The organism is Arthrobacter sp. SDR-2R, from assembly GCF_057747955.1.
The window spans coordinates 4,094,335-4,110,843 of sequence record NZ_CM173231.1 but is presented as its reverse complement, the minus strand read 5'-3'; the positions used below and the strand labels follow the sequence as shown (position 1 = coordinate 4,110,843).

Annotated in this window: 9 protein-coding genes; 7 read left to right on the top strand and 2 right to left on the bottom strand. The window is 65.9% G+C overall.

Annotation, left to right across the window (positions count from 1 at the left end):
- Nucleotides 1-82 precede the first annotated feature (82 nt).
- From rlmB to AC3ANU_RS18900, 4 genes are all read left to right on the top strand, one after another.
- On the top strand, nucleotides 83-1,072 hold the full coding sequence (gene rlmB, locus AC3ANU_RS18915; protein ID WP_018771186.1) for a 23S rRNA (guanosine(2251)-2'-O)-methyltransferase RlmB: 990 nt from the start codon (nucleotides 83-85) through the stop codon (nucleotides 1,070-1,072).
- 90 nt (nucleotides 1,073-1,162) lie between these two features.
- Complete coding sequence (glgX, locus tag AC3ANU_RS18910; RefSeq protein WP_056389212.1) at nucleotides 1,163-3,268, top strand: glycogen debranching protein GlgX; 2,106 nt, start codon at nucleotides 1,163-1,165, stop codon at nucleotides 3,266-3,268.
- Between the two features lie 5 nt (nucleotides 3,269-3,273).
- Entirely contained in the window at nucleotides 3,274-3,762 is a 489-nt protein-coding gene (locus tag AC3ANU_RS18905) for a guanyl-specific ribonuclease (protein WP_018771184.1), read from the top strand.
- A gap of 7 nt (nucleotides 3,763-3,769) precedes the next feature.
- A complete protein-coding gene (locus tag AC3ANU_RS18900; protein WP_018771183.1) occupies nucleotides 3,770-4,126 on the top strand; it encodes a barstar family protein in 357 nt (118 codons plus the stop codon).
- Nucleotides 4,127-4,180: 54 nt separating this feature from the next.
- Here the strand turns inward: AC3ANU_RS18900 and AC3ANU_RS18895 are convergent, their stop codons facing one another.
- The gene (locus AC3ANU_RS18895) at nucleotides 4,181-5,968 is read right to left on the bottom strand and encodes a thiamine pyrophosphate-requiring protein (protein ID WP_488315071.1); all 1,788 of its coding nucleotides are present in this window, start codon (nucleotides 5,966-5,968) and stop codon (nucleotides 4,181-4,183) included.
- Between the two features lie 63 nt (nucleotides 5,969-6,031).
- Nucleotides 6,032-8,650: an alpha-glucan family phosphorylase gene (gene glgP / locus AC3ANU_RS18890; protein WP_186447770.1), complete on the bottom strand. Its 2,619-nt coding sequence runs from the start codon at nucleotides 8,648-8,650 to the stop codon at nucleotides 6,032-6,034.
- A gap of 192 nt (nucleotides 8,651-8,842) precedes the next feature.
- Between glgP and AC3ANU_RS18885 the strand changes: the two genes are divergently transcribed.
- From AC3ANU_RS18885 to AC3ANU_RS18875, 3 genes are read left to right on the top strand one after another with little or no spacing between them, the layout of a single operon-like run.
- Nucleotides 8,843-10,885 (top strand): alpha-1,4-glucan--maltose-1-phosphate maltosyltransferase, encoded by a 2,043-nt coding sequence (locus tag AC3ANU_RS18885; protein ID WP_488315997.1) that lies wholly within the window; start codon nucleotides 8,843-8,845, stop codon nucleotides 10,883-10,885.
- Nucleotides 10,882-12,675, top strand: a complete 1,794-nt coding sequence (treS, locus tag AC3ANU_RS18880) for a maltose alpha-D-glucosyltransferase (protein WP_018771179.1) — start codon at nucleotides 10,882-10,884, stop codon at nucleotides 12,673-12,675. The genes AC3ANU_RS18885 and treS overlap by 4 nt, the downstream gene beginning before the upstream one ends.
- Before the next feature lies 1 nt (nucleotide 12,676).
- The gene (locus tag AC3ANU_RS18875) at nucleotides 12,677-16,381 is read left to right on the top strand and encodes a 1,4-alpha-glucan branching enzyme (RefSeq protein WP_488315070.1); all 3,705 of its coding nucleotides are present in this window, start codon (nucleotides 12,677-12,679) and stop codon (nucleotides 16,379-16,381) included.
- Nucleotides 16,382-16,509 lie beyond the last annotated feature (128 nt).

The window sequence follows — 16,509 nt, the reverse complement described above, 5'->3', positions numbered from 1 at the left end:
ATCGCTTACCGGCGCTGCCGATTTTTCTTCGGTCAGTAGACTGGTAGGCAGATTCAGTCAACACAATCAAGGGTGGAACATCATGGCCAACAATGGTCGCCGATCGGTTAAAGCGAAGAAGGGCCCAACCATCGGAACCGGTGGCCATGGCCGCAAGGCCCTCGAGGGCAAGGGCCCCACGCCCAAGGCCGAGGACCGTCCGTACCACAAGGCACACAAAGCCAAGCAGCTGGCCGAGCGCTCCGCTGCCAAGCGCGGAACCGGTGCCCGCAGTGCCGGTGCCGCCAAGTCCGGACCCAAGGGCCGTGCCACCGAGGAAGTGGTGACCGGACGCAATTCGGTCGTAGAAGCGCTCCGCGCCGGCATCCCTGCCAAAGCCCTGCACGTTGCCATCCGCATCGAGATGGACGACCGGGTCAAGGAATCCCTGAAGCTCGCCGCCGAACGCGGCATCCCGCTGATGGAAACCGGCAAGGCGGAACTGGACCGGATGACGGACGACGCCGTCCACCAGGGCCTGGTGCTGCAGATCCCGCCTTACGATTACCAGGACGCCTACGAACTGGCCGAGGAAACCGTGGAGAAGTGGAAGAAGGGGCACGTCGCCAACGCGCCGCTCTTCGTTGCACTGGACGGCATCACGGACCCCCGGAACCTGGGTGCCATTATCCGCTCCGTCTCCGCCTTCAGCGGCCACGGCGTGATCGTGCCCGAGCGCCGCTCCGTGGGCGTCACCGCCTCGGCCTGGAAAACCAGCGCCGGCGCGGCGGTCCGCGTGCCCGTGGCCCGCGCCTCCAACCTGAACAACGCCCTGAAGCAGTTCAAGAACATGGGCATCTTCGTCCTGGGGCTCGACGGCGACGGCGACGTTTCGCTGCCTGACCTCACCCTGGCCAAAGAACCGGTGTGCATCGTTGTGGGCTCCGAGGGCAAGGGCCTGAGCCGCCTGGTCCGTGAGAACTGCGACCAGATCGTCTCCATCCCCATCGACTCCGCCATGGAGTCACTCAACGCGTCGATGGCCGTGGGCATCTCGCTGTACGAGGTCTCCCGCCAACGCGCGGCGGGGTAAGTACTTCCAGCCCGGTATCCCGGGATGGTTACCCGGCGCCGCTGTGGCGTACGGGCAGGTCAGGTGCCGCTGGCGGCTACTATTTAGGTGATGGTCATGCCGCTCTTCGACACTGCTTCCGCCATGGATGCCTCCTCGGCTGTTCCCCTCGGTGTCAGCGTTCCGCGCGCTGATTCCGGAGGTACCCGCCACCACGCCGGCGCGCGCGCCAACGTCGCCTGCCTTGCCCCCGGGGTGTCCAGCCTGGACATCGTGTACTGCCCTCCGGGCGGCCAGTGGCGGGTCCAGACGCTGCCCAACGTTACGCGCGGCGTCCATCACGGCATTGTCGAGGACCTGCCCTACGGATCGCACTACGGCTTCTGTCCCACGCCGGACCGCCAAACCCTGCCCTCCGGGCTTCCTGCAGGCAATGGGAACGGTTCCCGCAGCCAGCCCCTGCTCCTGGACCCCTATGGCCGGGGAGTGGACCAGCGCGACGGCGTCCTCACCAGCGTCCGGACCGCAACCGACTTCGACTGGGGGTCGGACGAACGCCTGCGCCTTCCCTGGCGCAACACGATCGTGTACGAAGCCCACGTCCGTGGCCAGAGCATGCTCCATCCCGACGTGCCGGAAGAGCTGAGGGGCACCTATGCCGGCCTGGCCCACCCAGCCGTGGTGGAGCACCTGACCAGCCTGGGCGTTACCTCCGTCCAGCTCCTGCCGGTGCACTTCCACGTCGATGAGCCGCACCTGCAGGACCTGGGACTGACCAACTACTGGGGGTACAACACCGCTGCGTTCTTCGCCTTGCACCCCGGGTACGCCACCCGGGCCGCCCGGGAGGAAGGCCCGCAGGCTGTCCAGGATGAGTTCAAGGCCATGGTCAAGGCACTCCACGAGGCCGGGCTGGAGGTCATCCTCGACGTCGTCTATAACCACACCGCCGAGGCCGGCCCGGGCGGACCGGTCCTGAGCTTCCGCGGACTGGGGGAGGACACCTACTACCGCGTGGACGGTCACGGCAGGTACATCGACACGACGGGCTGCGGCAACACGCTGAACTTCGCGGACCAGCGCGTGGTCCAGCTGGTGACCGATTCCCTCCGGTACTGGGTGGACGAATACCACATTGACGGGTTCCGGTTCGACCTGGCCGTCACGCTCTGCCGGGACGCCGCGAACGAATTCGACCCCGAACATCCTTTCCTCACCGCTGTCGCCGCCGACCCCGTGCTGTCCGAGGTCAAGCTGATTGCCGAGCCCTGGGACATTGGCTACGGAGGCTGGCAGACAGGCCGCTTCCCGCCCGGATGGGTGGACTGGAACGACCACTTCCGGGACGCCGTCCGTACCTTTTGGCTGGCAGACCGTGCCGCCATCGACACTGGCGGGCACGGCGGGACCATGGCCAAACTCGCCGACGCCCTGTCCGGTTCCGCCAGCCTCTTCCAGGCGTCCGGCCGGTCACGCCTGGCATCGGTCAACTTCGTCACCGCCCACGACGGCTTCACCATGAACGACCTCGTGTCCTACGACCGCAAGCACAACGAGGCCAACGGCGAAGAGAACAGGGACGGGCACGGGGACAACCGCAGCTACAACCACGGCGTGGAGGGCCCCACCGAGAACGGTGTGATCCTCGCCCGGCGGGCGCAGTCGCGGCGGAACCTGATGGCATCACTGATGGTTTCGCTGGGGGTTCCCATGATCACCGCCGGGGACGAGCTCGCCCGGACGCAGCAGGGGAACAACAACGCCTATTGCCAGGACAATGCCATCACCTGGCTTGACTGGACCATGACGCCGGAAGCGCACGAAATGCTGCGCAGCACCAAACGGTACATCCGCCTGCGCAAGGAGTTCCTGGCTGCCCAGCCGCATGATTTCCCGGTGCGGGACGAGCAGTCCTACCTCTACTGGTTCGACCAGCACGGCCAGCCCATGTCCGCTGAACGCTGGAACGATCCGCACCACCGCGTCATGCAGCTCCTGCTGGGTGACGACGGCGGCGAACTGGCCGGCCTGGTGGTAGTGAACGGCAGTGCCTCGGACGTCACGGTCACCCTGCCGGACGCCGGGAGGAAGAATCCAAGCCTGTTCGAGCTTCGGCTGACCACCTCGCCCCGCCACAAGCAGCGGCAAGGCATCCAGGTGGCTTCGGGGGAGACCGACCTGGCCGAGGCCAACTCCATCAGCATCTACCGCACGTAGCTCACATGCGGAACCGCTCCATCCTCCCCCTGCTCCTGGCCGTGCTGGTAGTGCTGGCCATCGTGGCGTTCGGCGGTGCCGGGCTGCTGGGCCGGCAGACGGAAGGCACGACGCCGGAAACTGCTTCCAGCCGCACCCCCACACCGGGCGGAGCGGCAACGTCCCCGGCAGCGAAGCAGTCCCCGCCGCAGCGGGGCGCGAACCCGTCCAGCCTGCCGGAGATCAGGGAGTCCGCCCTTCCCGTGGAGGGCCGCCGGGTGCTGGGGCTGATCCGGGCGGGCGGTCCGTTCCAGTACAGCCAGGACCAGCAGGTGTTCGGCAACTTCGAGCGGGTCCTGCCGGTCCGGAACCGTGGCTATTACCGCGAGTACACCGTTCCCACCCCCGGCGAACCGGACCGGGGCGCACGGCGCATCGTCGCCGGTGACGGCGGGGAGAAGTATTACACCAGTGACCACTACGCAACGTTCAAGTACATAGCGGAAGGCAGCTAGCGCAACCATGAGAATCTTCTCCGGCGACACCTGGACCCTGGAAGAACTGCAGGAACAGGTGGCGGATGCCGGCCGGCGCAGCGTGGTGGTCCCACCCGCGGACAGCAAACGCGCCGTCCTGGAAACCTTCGGTGAGGTCCTGGATTTTCCCGAACACTATGGCGTTAACCTGGACGCGCTGAACGACTCGCTCCACGACTTCGCGGATAGCATCACCGACAACGGCAACCCGCCCGTCACGGTCCTGTGGCAGGTGGCTGCCCCGTTCCGCAGCGACAGGTCGTTCGGGATCATCTGCGAAATCCTGCAGGACGCCGAACGGTACGCGGGCAATGACCTTGCCGTCACCGCCGTCATGCTCTGACCCGGCTCCCGTCCTGAAAGTCCCGTTCCTCCCCAAGGAACCGGGCACACGCGGCTAGCCCTCCGGTCGCTCCTCGTGCGCGGCATAGGTGTCCAGCAGCGCAGAGGCCCGGCCGCCGTCGTCCTCCGCTGACAGCCCTTTCCGCATGTTCTCCGCCTTCTGGCGCCCGGCCGGGAACGGCGGAAGCAACGGGACCTCGGGGTCGGTCAGTACCTCGATCACCACGGGGCAGTCCGCGGCGAAGGCCTGGTCCCAGGCGTCTGCGATTTGCTCCGGGTCCTCCACCCGGATGCCCCTCAAACCCAGCAGTTCCGCGTAGCCGGCGAACGGAAAATCGGGAAGCTCCTGGCTTGCGGCAAACCGCGGCTCGGCCTCCGACTCACGCTGCTCCCACGTGACCTCGGTAAGTTCCCGGTTGTTGAAGACGCACACCACGAACCGTGGGTCCTGCCACTGGCGCCACCTGTGCGCCACCGTGACCAGCTCGGCCACGCCCAGCATCTGCATGGCACCGTCCCCGGCCAGGGCCACGAGCGGGCGGTCCGGATGCGCCAGCTTGGCGGCAATCCCGTAAGGGATGGCGCAGCCCATGCTGGCCAGCGTCCCGGACAGGTGCGCCGGGACGTTCAGGGGCAGCACCAGTTGACGGGCATACCAGTAAACACAACTTCCGACGTCGACACTCAGCTGGGCGTTCTCCGGCAGCCTGCCGTTAAGCTCACGCACCACACGTTCAGGATTAATGGGGCTCGCCGCAACTGCAGCCCGGTCTGCCGAGAGGATGCGCCACCGGCTGACGGCCTCCTCCACATCTGAACGCCATTGGGTGCGTGGGCGGTGTTCCAGCCGTTGGTTCAAGGCTTCCAGGGCGGATGCGGCGTCTCCCGCCAGGCCCACCTCCACGGGGTAGCGGTTGCCGATCTTCTTCTCGTCAATGTCGATCTGCACGGCGCGAGCGGCCCCGGGCGGCGGGTAGAACTCGGTCCAGGGGTCGTTGGAACCCACTATGAGGAGGGCGTCGCAATTGCCCAGAAGGTGGGCACTGGCCGTGGTGCCCAGATGCCCCATGGTTCCCACCGCGAAGGGCAGGTTCTCATCCACGTAGGGCTTGCCCAGGAGGCTGGTGGCGATGCCGGCCCCAAGCTTTTCCGCCACGGCAACCACTTCCTTGCCGGCGTGCCTGGCACCCTGGCCCACCAGGAGGGCTACCCTCTCTGCGGAATTGAGGAGGGCAGCTGCGGCGGCCAGGTCTTCCCCGCGGGGGCTCTTGGCCGCAGCACTCCAGGAGGGGGCTGTGACAACGATGCCGTGCTGCTGTTCCAGCTCCGGGGCAGGCGCGGACTGCACGTCATGCGGAATGATGACCACGCAGGGGGAGGAGGTTGCCTTCGCCGTCCGGAAGGCACGGTCCAGCACCATGGGCACCTGCTCGGGCGCGCTCACCAGCTGCACGAACTGGGAGGCGACGTCCTTGAACAAGGCGTTGAGGTCGATTTCCTGCATGTAGGCCGAACCCAGCACGGTGCGGCTCTGCTGCCCCACGATGGCCACCACCGGCACGCCGTCCAGCTTCGCGTCGTACAGCCCGTTGAGCAGATGGACGGCGCCGGGGCCTTGGGTGGAGGTCACCACGCCCACTCCGCCCGTGTACTTGGCATGGCCCACGGCCATGAAGGCCGCCGACTCCTCATGCCGGGCCTGGACGAACTCAACCCGTCCATCGGTGCGGCGCAGGGCACCCATGAATCCGTTGATGCCGTCCCCGCTGTAGCCGAAGACCCGCCCCACACCCCACGTGGTGAGGCGCTCCACGATCACATCCGCTACCGTACGTTCGGTCATTGCGCCCTCCTGCTTCGGGTTGGTCCCTGCCTGCCCAGGAGCCGTACCCATCGGAGCGGCGGGCTAAGCGTTGACGATCAGCCCCAGCTCCGCCTTGGAGGCCAGTGCTTCATGCCGGGGCAGTACGCGGACGGTGTATCCGAACGGTCCGGAGCGGTCGATCACCAGCGAACCGCTGAACAGGTGCCGTCCGTTGCCCAGGTCCTCCTTCACCTGCAGCTCCATCATGGTGATGTCTGCCAGGGCGTCGTTCTCTTCGGCCCGGCCATAAGCCACTTCCACGCAGACATCCTCGGGGGTGAGGGCATTCAGCGCTATGTAGGCGTTGACCTGCAGTGTGTCGCCGATCTGCGGATCCTCGGACACACCCACGGAATCCACGTGCTCCACGTGCACCTGGGGCCAGGCCAAGCGGACCTTGGCCGACCACGACGCCAGGGCACGGGCCTGGGCATAGGAGTTGGCGGTGGCGCTGCGGCCGGCTTCGGCGGCAGGGCGGTACAGGATGTTCACGTAGTCGCGGAGCATGCGCTCCGCGGAAACGGCCGGACCCAGGTGGGACAGGGTGTGCTTGATCATGGACACCCAATGCGTGGGGACCTTCTCGCTCCTGGTGGTCGAAGGCCCGGCAGCTCCTGCCCCCTCGGATACCGTGCTCCCGTAGAAGCGCGGTGCCACCTGTGTTTCAAGCAGCTCGTACAGCGCCGCCGCCTCGATGTCGTCGCGTTCCTCGGGGGAGGCATCGTTGTTGGCGGTGGGAATCGCCCAGCCGTTCTCGCCGTCGTACATCTCATCCCACCAGCCGTCCAGGACGGACAGGTTCAGCGAGCCGTTCAGCGCCGCCTTCATGCCGGAGGTCCCGCAGGCCTCCAGCGGCCGCAGCGGGTTGTTCAGCCAGACGTCACAGCCCGGGAACAAGGTCCTGGCCATGGCGATGTCGTAGTTGGGCAGGAACGCGATACGGTGCCGCACCTCGGGATCGTCTGTGAAGCGCACCAGGTCCTGGATCATTTTCTTCCCGGCATCATCGGCAGGGTGCGACTTTCCAGCGATGACCAGCTGGATGGGGTGCTCCTTGTGCAGCAGCAGGGCCTTGAGCCGGGCAGGTTCGCGCAGCATCAGGGTGAGCCGCTTGTAAGTGGGCACCCGGCGGGCAAAACCGATGGTCAGCACATCCGGGTCCAGGACGCTGTCCGTCCAGCCCAGCTCGGCGTCGGCCGCGCCGCGCTTCTTCCAGGCAGCGCGCAGCCTGCGGCGGACGTCCTCCACCAGCGCAGCCCGCATCTCCCGGCGGAGCGCCCAGACATCGGCGTCGCTGACGTTGTAGGCCAGGTCCCATTTGCCCAGCGCTTCCGCCTCGCTGCCAAACTGGTCACGGGCCAGCTTGGAGATGCGGCTGTCCACCCAGGTGGGCACGTGCACGCCGTTGGTAACCGAGGTGATGGGCACCTCGGAGTGGTCGAAGCCCGGCCACAGGGCGGAGAACATGCCGCGGGACACTTCGCCGTGCAGTTTGGCCACGCCGTTGGCGCGCTGGGCAAGGCGCAGGCCCATCACCGCCATGTTGAAGACGGACGGGTTGCCGTCCGCATAGTTTTCCCTGCCCAGTTCCAGGATCCGGTCCAGCGGCACCGCGGGAGCCAGGCCGGCCTGGAAGAAGTGGCTGATCTGGTTGATTTCGAACCTGTCAATGCCTGCCGGGACGGGCGTGTGCGTTGTGAACACCGTGGAGGCACGCCCCGCGGCCAGTGCTTCGTCGAAGCTCAGGGCCTGTTCACCGGACATCAGCTCCTGGATGCGTTCGATCCCAAGGAACCCGGCGTGCCCTTCATTGGTGTGGAACACCTCCGGTGCGGCGCAGCCTGTCAGCTTCTGGAAAGCGCGCAGGGCCTTGACGCCGCCCATGCCGAGCAGGAGTTCCTGCTGCAGCCGGTGGTCGCCGCCGCCCCCGTACAGCCGGTCCGTGATGCTGCGGGCGGCATCGTCGTTGCCCGGCACGTTGGAGTCCAGCAGGAGCAGGGGAACGCGTCCGACGTCGGCACGCCAGATGTGTGCCAGCAGCCGCCTTCCGTTGGGGAGGGGGAGTGAGATCTGCAGGGCCTTGCCGTTGCCGTCGGGGGACGGCTCGCGGAGCAAGGTCAGGGGCAGCCCGTCCGGATCCAGGACCGGGTAGGTCTCCTGCTGCCAGGCATCGCGCGAGAGTGATTGCTTGAAATAACCCGCCTGGTACAGCAGGCCCACCCCGATCAGGGGAACACCCAGGTCCGAGGCAGCCTTCAAGTGGTCACCGGCCAGGATGCCCAGGCCGCCCGAATACTGGGGGAGGACCTCGGTAATGCCGAACTCGGGGGAGAAGTAGGCGATGGAGGCGGGGGCGTCCGGGCCCAGGCCCTGGTACCAGCGGGGTTCCTCAAGGTACCGGTCGAGGTCCTCTTCGGCAGCCCGCACCCGGTCCACCACTGACTGGTCCGCGGCGAGCCGCTGGAATTCCTCGCGGCTGACCATTCCCAGGAAGCCGATGGGATCCTGCCCGCTTTCCTCCCAGAGGCGCGGGTTCAGTGCCGCGAAAAGCTCCCGCGTGGGCCGGTGCCAGGACCACCGCAAGTTGCTGGCCAGCCTGGCCAGGGGCCGGATGGGCTCGGGGAGGACTGTACGGACCGTAAACCTGCGGATTGCCTTCACCTGCGTCACACTAATCGACAACATGCGCGGCTGGAACCAGCTTTCGGTTTCTTTTGGGTAAATGACAGGGGCGTGAAGAAATTGGGCCGCGGCGCGAGGAATTTTAGTGAGCACGCTTAGCAATCCTGGCCATTTCTCGCTAACGTCGAGCCTGTGACGACTAACTCAGGAACCAGTGCCGCATCCACCAAAATGCCCCAGCGCCGTATCACGGAGGGCCTTCGGTTCGGGCGTTTTCCCATTACCGCAGTGCAGCCCGTCGTCGAGGGCGGCAAGTTTCCGGCCAAAGCCCTGCCCGGCGAAGCCATCGTGGTGGGCGCCACCGCCTTCCGCGAAGGGCATGACCAGCTCGGTGTGAGCGCCGTGCTCCTGGACCCCTCCGGCGCGGAGCGCCAGCGTGTGCGGCTCGCGCCGCCCCGCGGGGAACGCGGCATGGGAACGGACCGCTGGGAAGGCGTGCTTACGCCGTCGGAAACCGGGAACTGGTCCTTTGTGATCGAAGCCTGGCACGACCGCTACGGCACCTGGCACCACAACGCCGAGGTGAAGATCGACGCCGGGATCGACGTCGAACTCATGCTTACCGAAGGTGCCAAACTGCTGGGCGAAGCGTCCACCGAGGACTTCCGGGACGAGGTGGACCGGGCAGCGCTGCGGCACGCCTCCGACGTCCTGGCCGACCAGTCCCGCAGCACCGAGGAACGGCTCGGGGCAGGGTTCAGCCCGGAAATCGCTGACATCGTGGCCCGGCAGCCCATCAGGGAACTGGTGACGGTTTCCGAGAAGTTCCCCCTCCTGGTGGAGCGGGACCGCGCCGGCCGCGGCGCCTGGTACGAGTTCTTCCCCCGCTCTGAAGGCGCGGTCAAGGACCACAACACGGGCGCTTGGACGTCAGGAAACTTCCGGACCGCGGCAAGGCGGCTCGACGCCGTGGCCGCCATGGGCTTCGACGTCCTGTACATGCCGCCCATCCATCCCATCGGCGTGCAGCACCGCAAGGGACCCAACAACACCCTGGTTGCCGGCCCCAATGATCCCGGCTCGCCCTGGGCCATTGGAGCCAAGGAGGGCGGCCATGACGCCATCCACCCCGACCTCGGTTCCTTCGAGGACTTCGACGCCTTCGTGGCGCGGGCCAACGAACTGGGCCTGGAAGTTGCCCTGGACCTTGCGCTTCAGGCAGCCCCGGACCACCCTTGGGTGGAGTCCCATCCGGAATGGTTCACCACCCGGGTGGACGGCAGCATTGCCTACGCCGAAAACCCGCCGAAGAAGTACCAGGACATATATCCGCTCAATTTCGATAATGATCCTGAAGGGCTTTCCCGGGAAATTCTGCGGATTGTCCTGTTGTGGGTCAGCCACGGCGTAAAGATTTTCCGGGTGGATAACCCGCATACCAAACCGGTGTGGTTCTGGGAATGGCTTATTGCCGAAGTGAATAAAACGGTCCCGGGCGTGGTGTTCCTCGCCGAAGCGTTCACCCGCCCCGCCATGATGCACGCACTGGGCAGGGCCGGCTTCCAGCAGTCCTACACCTACTTCACCTGGCGCAACACCAAGAAGGAGATCGAGGCGTACTTCGACGAAGTCAGCCACGAATCCCCGGCCTTCTTCCGCCCCAACTTCTTCGTCAACACCCCGGACATCCTGACCGAATACCTGCAGTACGGCGGCCCCGCCGCGTTCCGGATCCGGGCGGTCCTTGCCTCCACCGGAAGCCCGCTCTGGGGCGTCTACGCCGGCTACGAACTGTACGAGCATGTGGCCCGGCCCGGCGCCGAGGAATACATCGACAACGAGAAGTTCGAGTACAAGGCCCGCGACTGGGACGCCGCAGCCGAGTCCGGGCGCTCGCTGGCACCGTACATCACACGGCTGAACCACATCCGCCGTGACCACCCGGCGCTGCTGGACCTTCAGAACCTGACGGTCCACCAGAGCACGGACGAATCCACGGTGGTGTACTCCAAGCACAAGACCCTTCCCGACGGGACCAAGGACACCATCATCGTGGTGGTCAACGTGGACCCGCATGTCACCAAGGAAAGCAGCGTGGTGCTGGACCTGGCAGCCCTGGAGCTCGATCCGCAGGACCGCACCCCGGGCGGCGGCTTCTATGTTGACGACCTGATCTCCGGCCAAAGCTGGGAGTGGGGCGAGTACAACTATGTGCGGCTCGACCCGCACGTGGAACCGGCCCACATCCTGAGCGTGAGGAGAATGCATTCGTGAGTTTTAATCCGCAAAGTTCCGGCCACTTCACCCCAAAGAGCACGTTCGAGCTAAATGCCCCTGGCCTCCAGCATGACCCGCTGTGGTACCGCAAGGCCGTGTTCTATGAAGTACTTGTCAGGGCCTTTGCGGATGCCAACGGCGATGGGTCCGGGGATTTCTCCGGGCTCATCGACCGGTTGGATTACCTGCAGTGGCTGGGCGTTGACTGCCTCTGGCTGCCCCCGTTCTTCCAGTCACCGCTGCGCGACGGCGGCTACGACATCTCCGACTACAACTCCGTCCTGGACGAATTCGGCACCATCAGCGATTTCAAGCGCCTCGTGGCAGAAGCCCATGCCCGCGGCGTCCGGGTGATCATCGACCTGCCCCTGAACCACACTTCCGACCAGCACCCGTGGTTCCAGGAATCGCGGAAGGACCCGGACGGCCCTTTCGGGGACTTCTACGTCTGGAGCGACACGGACGAGAAGTACCAGGACGCGCGCATCATCTTCGTCGACACCGAGGAATCGAACTGGACGTTCGATCCCATCCGCCGGCAGTTCTTCTGGCACCGGTTCTTCAGCCACCAGCCTGACCTGAACTTCGAAAACCCGAAGGTGATCGACGCCGTCTTCGACGTTGTCCGGTTCTGGCTGGACCAGGGGATCGACGGTTTCCGGGCAGACGCCATCCCCTACCTCTTTGAGGAAGAGGGCACCAACTGCGAGAACCTCCCGGCCACCCACGAGTTCCTCCGCCGGCTGCGGGCCATGGTGGACGAAAGCTATCCCGGCCGCGTCATCATTGCCGAGGCAAACCAGCCGCCCACCGAAGTGGTGGAGTATTTCGGCACCGTTGAGGAACCCGAATGCCACATGGCGTTCCACTTCCCCATCATGCCCCGCCTCTATTACGCGCTGCGGGACCAGAAGGCCGCTCCCATCATCGAAACCATGCGCGACACCCCGGACATCCCCGAGGGCGCGCAGTGGGGAACATTCCTCCGGAACCACGACGAGCTGACCCTGGAGATGGTCACCGCCGATGAGCGCGCGGCGATGCTGGGCTGGTACGCCCCCGACCCCCGGATGCGGGCCAACATCGGCATCCGGCGCAGGCTGGCACCGCTGCTTGATAATTCCCGCGCCGAGATCGAGTTGATCAATGCCCTCCTGCTCTCGCTTCCGGGCAGCCCCTTCCTGTACTACGGGGACGAGATCGGCATGGGGGACAACATCTGGCTTGAGGACCGCGACGCCGTCCGCACCCCCATGCAGTGGAACCCGGACCGGAATGCCGGCTTCTCCCATGCGGATCCCGGCAAGCTGTACCTGCCGCCCATCCAGTCGCTGGTCTACAACTACGGCATGGCCAATGTCGAAGCGGAGGCTGCCCACTCCGGGTCCCTGCTGCGCTGGACCCGGCAGATCCTCAGCGTCCGCAAGAACCACCCGGCTTTCGGACTGGGCGGGTTCAAGCACGTGGAGGCGGACCACGACGCCGTCCTGGCCTACCTTCGTGAACTGCCGGACAGCAACCCTGCGGGCGTCGATGGAGAAATCATTTTGTGCGCCTTCAACCTCTCCCAGCACCCCGTCGCCGCCACGCTGCGCATTCCGGAATATGCCGGGCGCGGGTTGCGCGACGTCTTCGGTGGACAGATCTTCCCCGGCATCGGCGATGACGGCACCCTCACCCTGACCCTCGGAAGCCATGACTTCTTCTGGCTCCGCATGCGGTCGGCGGGGTCCAATCCGTCGTCGCCCTTCACCCAGGCCATGCCCATCCTGTCGATAGAGAACTGAGATGAACCAGCCAATCCTCACTCCCGCCCTGACTGCGCTGCTCAAGGAATGGCTGCCGCAGCAGCGATGGTTCCCCGTCAAGACACCCGATTTCGCCATTTCCCAGGCCGGCAGCCTGGGCCTGGAGGATCCCACCGGGCACGCCGCGCTGGCCGTATTCCTCCTCAACGTCACCATGGAGGGGCCCGACGGCGGCCCGCGCAGCGCCGTGGTCCAGGTCCCCTTGAGCTTCCGCCCGGCACCGGCCGGCGGCATGGAACGGGCGCTGGTAGGCGAAGCCGCAGGAATGGATCCAACCCGTCCCTGGGTCTACGACGCTGTCCACGACCCCGACTTCGTAGGCGCCTGGCTCGACCTCATCCGGGACGGGTCGAAGGCCGCAAGCGGCAGTGCCACCGGATTCCGGGTGGAAGGGCCGCACCGCCTGCCCACTGCCAAGGGCGTGGTGAAGGTGCTCTCGGGGGAGCAGTCCAACAGTTCAGTCATCGTGGACGACGGCGAATCTGCCGCCATGGTGAAATTCTTCCGCGTCCTGTCGGACGGGACCAACCCGGAGATTGAAGTCGGTGCTGCCTTGACCAGGGCCGGCACAGCGGAAGTCCCCGCCACCCTGGGCTGGGTCCGCGGGGAGTGGCTCGGAAAATCCGGTAACGCCGGACAAAGCAGCCGCTACGTCCAAGGTGAGCTTGCGGTGGCCCACGAGTTCCTCGCCGGCGGCCGCGACGCCTGGCGGCTGGCGGTTGACGCCGCCCGCTCCGGCACCGACTTCACGGCAGAAGCCCGCGCCCTGGGCGCGGCCACCGCAACGGTGCACAAGCGGTTGGCGGAGGCACTGGGGCAGTCAGCCGAGCCCGAACCCGGAAAGGCGCCAGGAGCTGCTGTTGCCCAGCGTGTCCGCGCTGCTTGGGCGGAAGCCCGTGCCGCCGTCGGGCCTTACGACGACGCCCTGGACGCCCTGCTGGCCGGCCTGGACAAGGTTCCCGCCGGGCCGCTGCAGCGCATCCACGGCGACCTCCACCTGGGCCAGATCCTCCTCGTGACCGGACAATCCGGCGACCAATCGCGCTGGGCCATCCTGGATTTCGAGGGCGAGCCCCTGCGGCCCATCTCCGAACGGAACGTCCCGGACGTACCACTCCGGGACGTGGTAGGAATGCTGCGCTCCTTCGACTACGCGGCCGGTGCGGCGCAGCGCGAGCAGGAAGGTGCACAGGTCCCGGACAGCTGGGTCGACGATTGCGCCGATGCCTTCCTTGCCGGGTACGCGGGGGTCATTCCCGGCACGGTGGACCGGACCTCGCCCCTGTTTGTGGCATTGTGGCTGGACAAGGCGCTGTACGAAGTTGTTTATGAAATGCGTAACAGGCCCGACTGGGTGGCGATTCCAGTAAACGCCTCCAGGCGGCTCCTAAGCGGTAACGGTGCCGGCGATCAGGCCGGTGCAGCATCGGAAGGTAACAAAATGACAGGCTCAGCACGAACTGACCAGCCGGGGGTGCCGCTGCACGTGGACGAAGGCACCCTGGGCAGGATCGCGAACGGTGAACACCACGCCCCCCACTCCGTCCTGGGCGCGCACCTGGACGACTACGGGCATGTCACCATCCGCACCGTGAAGCATCTTGCCGAAGCGATCACCGTGGTCACCCAAGCCGGTGAAGTGCCAATGCAACACGAGGCTCACGGCGTTTGGGTTGCGGTCCTGGATCCGCAGGACCAGGGCCACGTTCCCGACTACCGGCTCTCGGTCACCTACCCGGGCAAGGACCCGGTGACCATTGATGAGCCCTACCGCTACCTGCCCACCGTAGGCGAAGTGGACCTGCACCTCATTGGTGAAGGCCGGCACGAAAAACTGTGGCAGGTTCTCGGTGCCCACGTGCGGCACTACAAATCATCGCTTGGAGACGTCAACGGTGTGTCCTTCGCCGTCTGGGCCCCCAACGCGCAGGCCGTCCGGGTCAAGGGCGATTTCAACGCCTGGGACGGACGGGAAAACTCCATGCGGTCGCTGGGTTCCTCCGGTGTCTGGGAAGTGTTCATTCCCGGCGTCCCGGCAGGTGCCTGCTACAAGTACGAGATCCTGACACGGGGCGGCTACTGGGTCGAAAAGGCCGATCCGCTGGCCTTCGGCACGGAGGTGCCACCACTGACGGCGTCCCGGGTGGTGGAACCTTCCTACGCCTTCAAGGACGACGAATGGATGGAAGCACGGGCCAAACGGGACCCGCACAACTCGGCCATGAGCGTCTACGAAGTGCACCTCGGGTCCTGGCGGCTGGGCCTTGGCTACCGTGAACTCGCCGACGAACTGGTGGAGTACGTCAAATGGCTCGGGTTCACGCACGTGGAATTCATGCCCGTCGCGGAGCATCCGTTCGGCGGTTCCTGGGGTTACCAGGTCACCTCCTACTTCGCACCCACGTCCAGGTTCGGACATCCCGACGAGTTCCGCTACCTGGTGGACGCCCTCCACCAGGCGGGCATCGGCGTGCTCCTGGACTGGGTGCCTGCACACTTCCCCAAGGATTCCTGGGCATTGGCCCAGTTCGACGGCGAGCCTCTTTACGAGCACGCGGATCCGGCGCTGGGGGAACACCCGGACTGGGGCACCCTGATCTTCGACTTCGGCCGCACCGAGGTCCGGAACTTCCTGGTGGCCAACGCGCTGTACTGGCTGGAGGAGTTCCATATCGACGGCCTGCGCGTGGACGCTGTGGCCTCCATGCTCTACCTCGATTACTCCCGCCAGGAAGGCCAGTGGCGGCCCAACCGCTTCGGCGGAAGGGAAAACCTGGAAGCCATCTCCTTCCTGCAGGAAGTCAACGCCACCGTCTACAAGACACACCCCGGCGCCGTCATGATCGCGGAAGAGTCGACGGCCTTCCCGGGCGTCACCGCTCCCACCAGCCACGGTGGCCTGGGCTTCGGCCTGAAGTGGAACATGGGCTGGATGCACGACTCCCTCAAGTACATCTCCGAGGATCCCTTCAACCGCAAGTGGCACCACGGAACGGTCACCTTCTCCCTGGTCTACGCCTTCACGGAGAACTTCCTGCTGCCCATCAGCCACGATGAAGTTGTCCACGGCAAGGGCTCCATGCTCCGCAAGATGCCGGGCGACCGCTGGCAGCAGCTGGCCAACCTCCGCGCCTTCTTTGCCTACCAATGGGCGCACCCCGGCAAGCAGCTCATCTTCATGGGAACCGAGTTTGGCCAGGAAGCGGAGTGGTCTGAGCAGCACGGACTGGACTGGTGGCTCGCGGACATCCCCGCGCACCGCGGACTGCAGCTGCTGACCAAGGACCTGAACGAGCTGTACGCTGCGACACCCGCCCTCTACACCCAGGACAACGTTCCTGCGGGTTTCCAGTGGATCAACGGGGGAGACGCCGACCGTAATGTCCTGTCCTTCATCCGATGGGACGCCGACGGCAACCCGGTCGTCTGCGCCATCAACTTCTCCGGTACGCCGCACGTCGGCTACACCCTTGGAGTTCCCACGGCCGGCGCATGGACCGAGGTCCTTAATACGGACCACACCACCTACGGCGGATCGGGTGTGCTGAACAGTGGAGAGCTGAAGGCCACCAACGAGGGACAGGATGGCCAGCCGGCCACCCTTACTGTCACGCTTCCCCCGCTGGGAGCGTCCTACTTCAAGCCCGGGGCCGCATCGGCTGACCAGGCCGACGGGAAGAAATAACGGCAGATGCAGTAAGCGAAAGGCCCGGAATCCGCATGGTTCCGGGCCTTTTGGCTGTCCGCAGGACGCCCTCCGGCAGCGGACTGGCGATCCGTAATGAGTGGTGGTAGAGTTTATTTCCGCGCTGC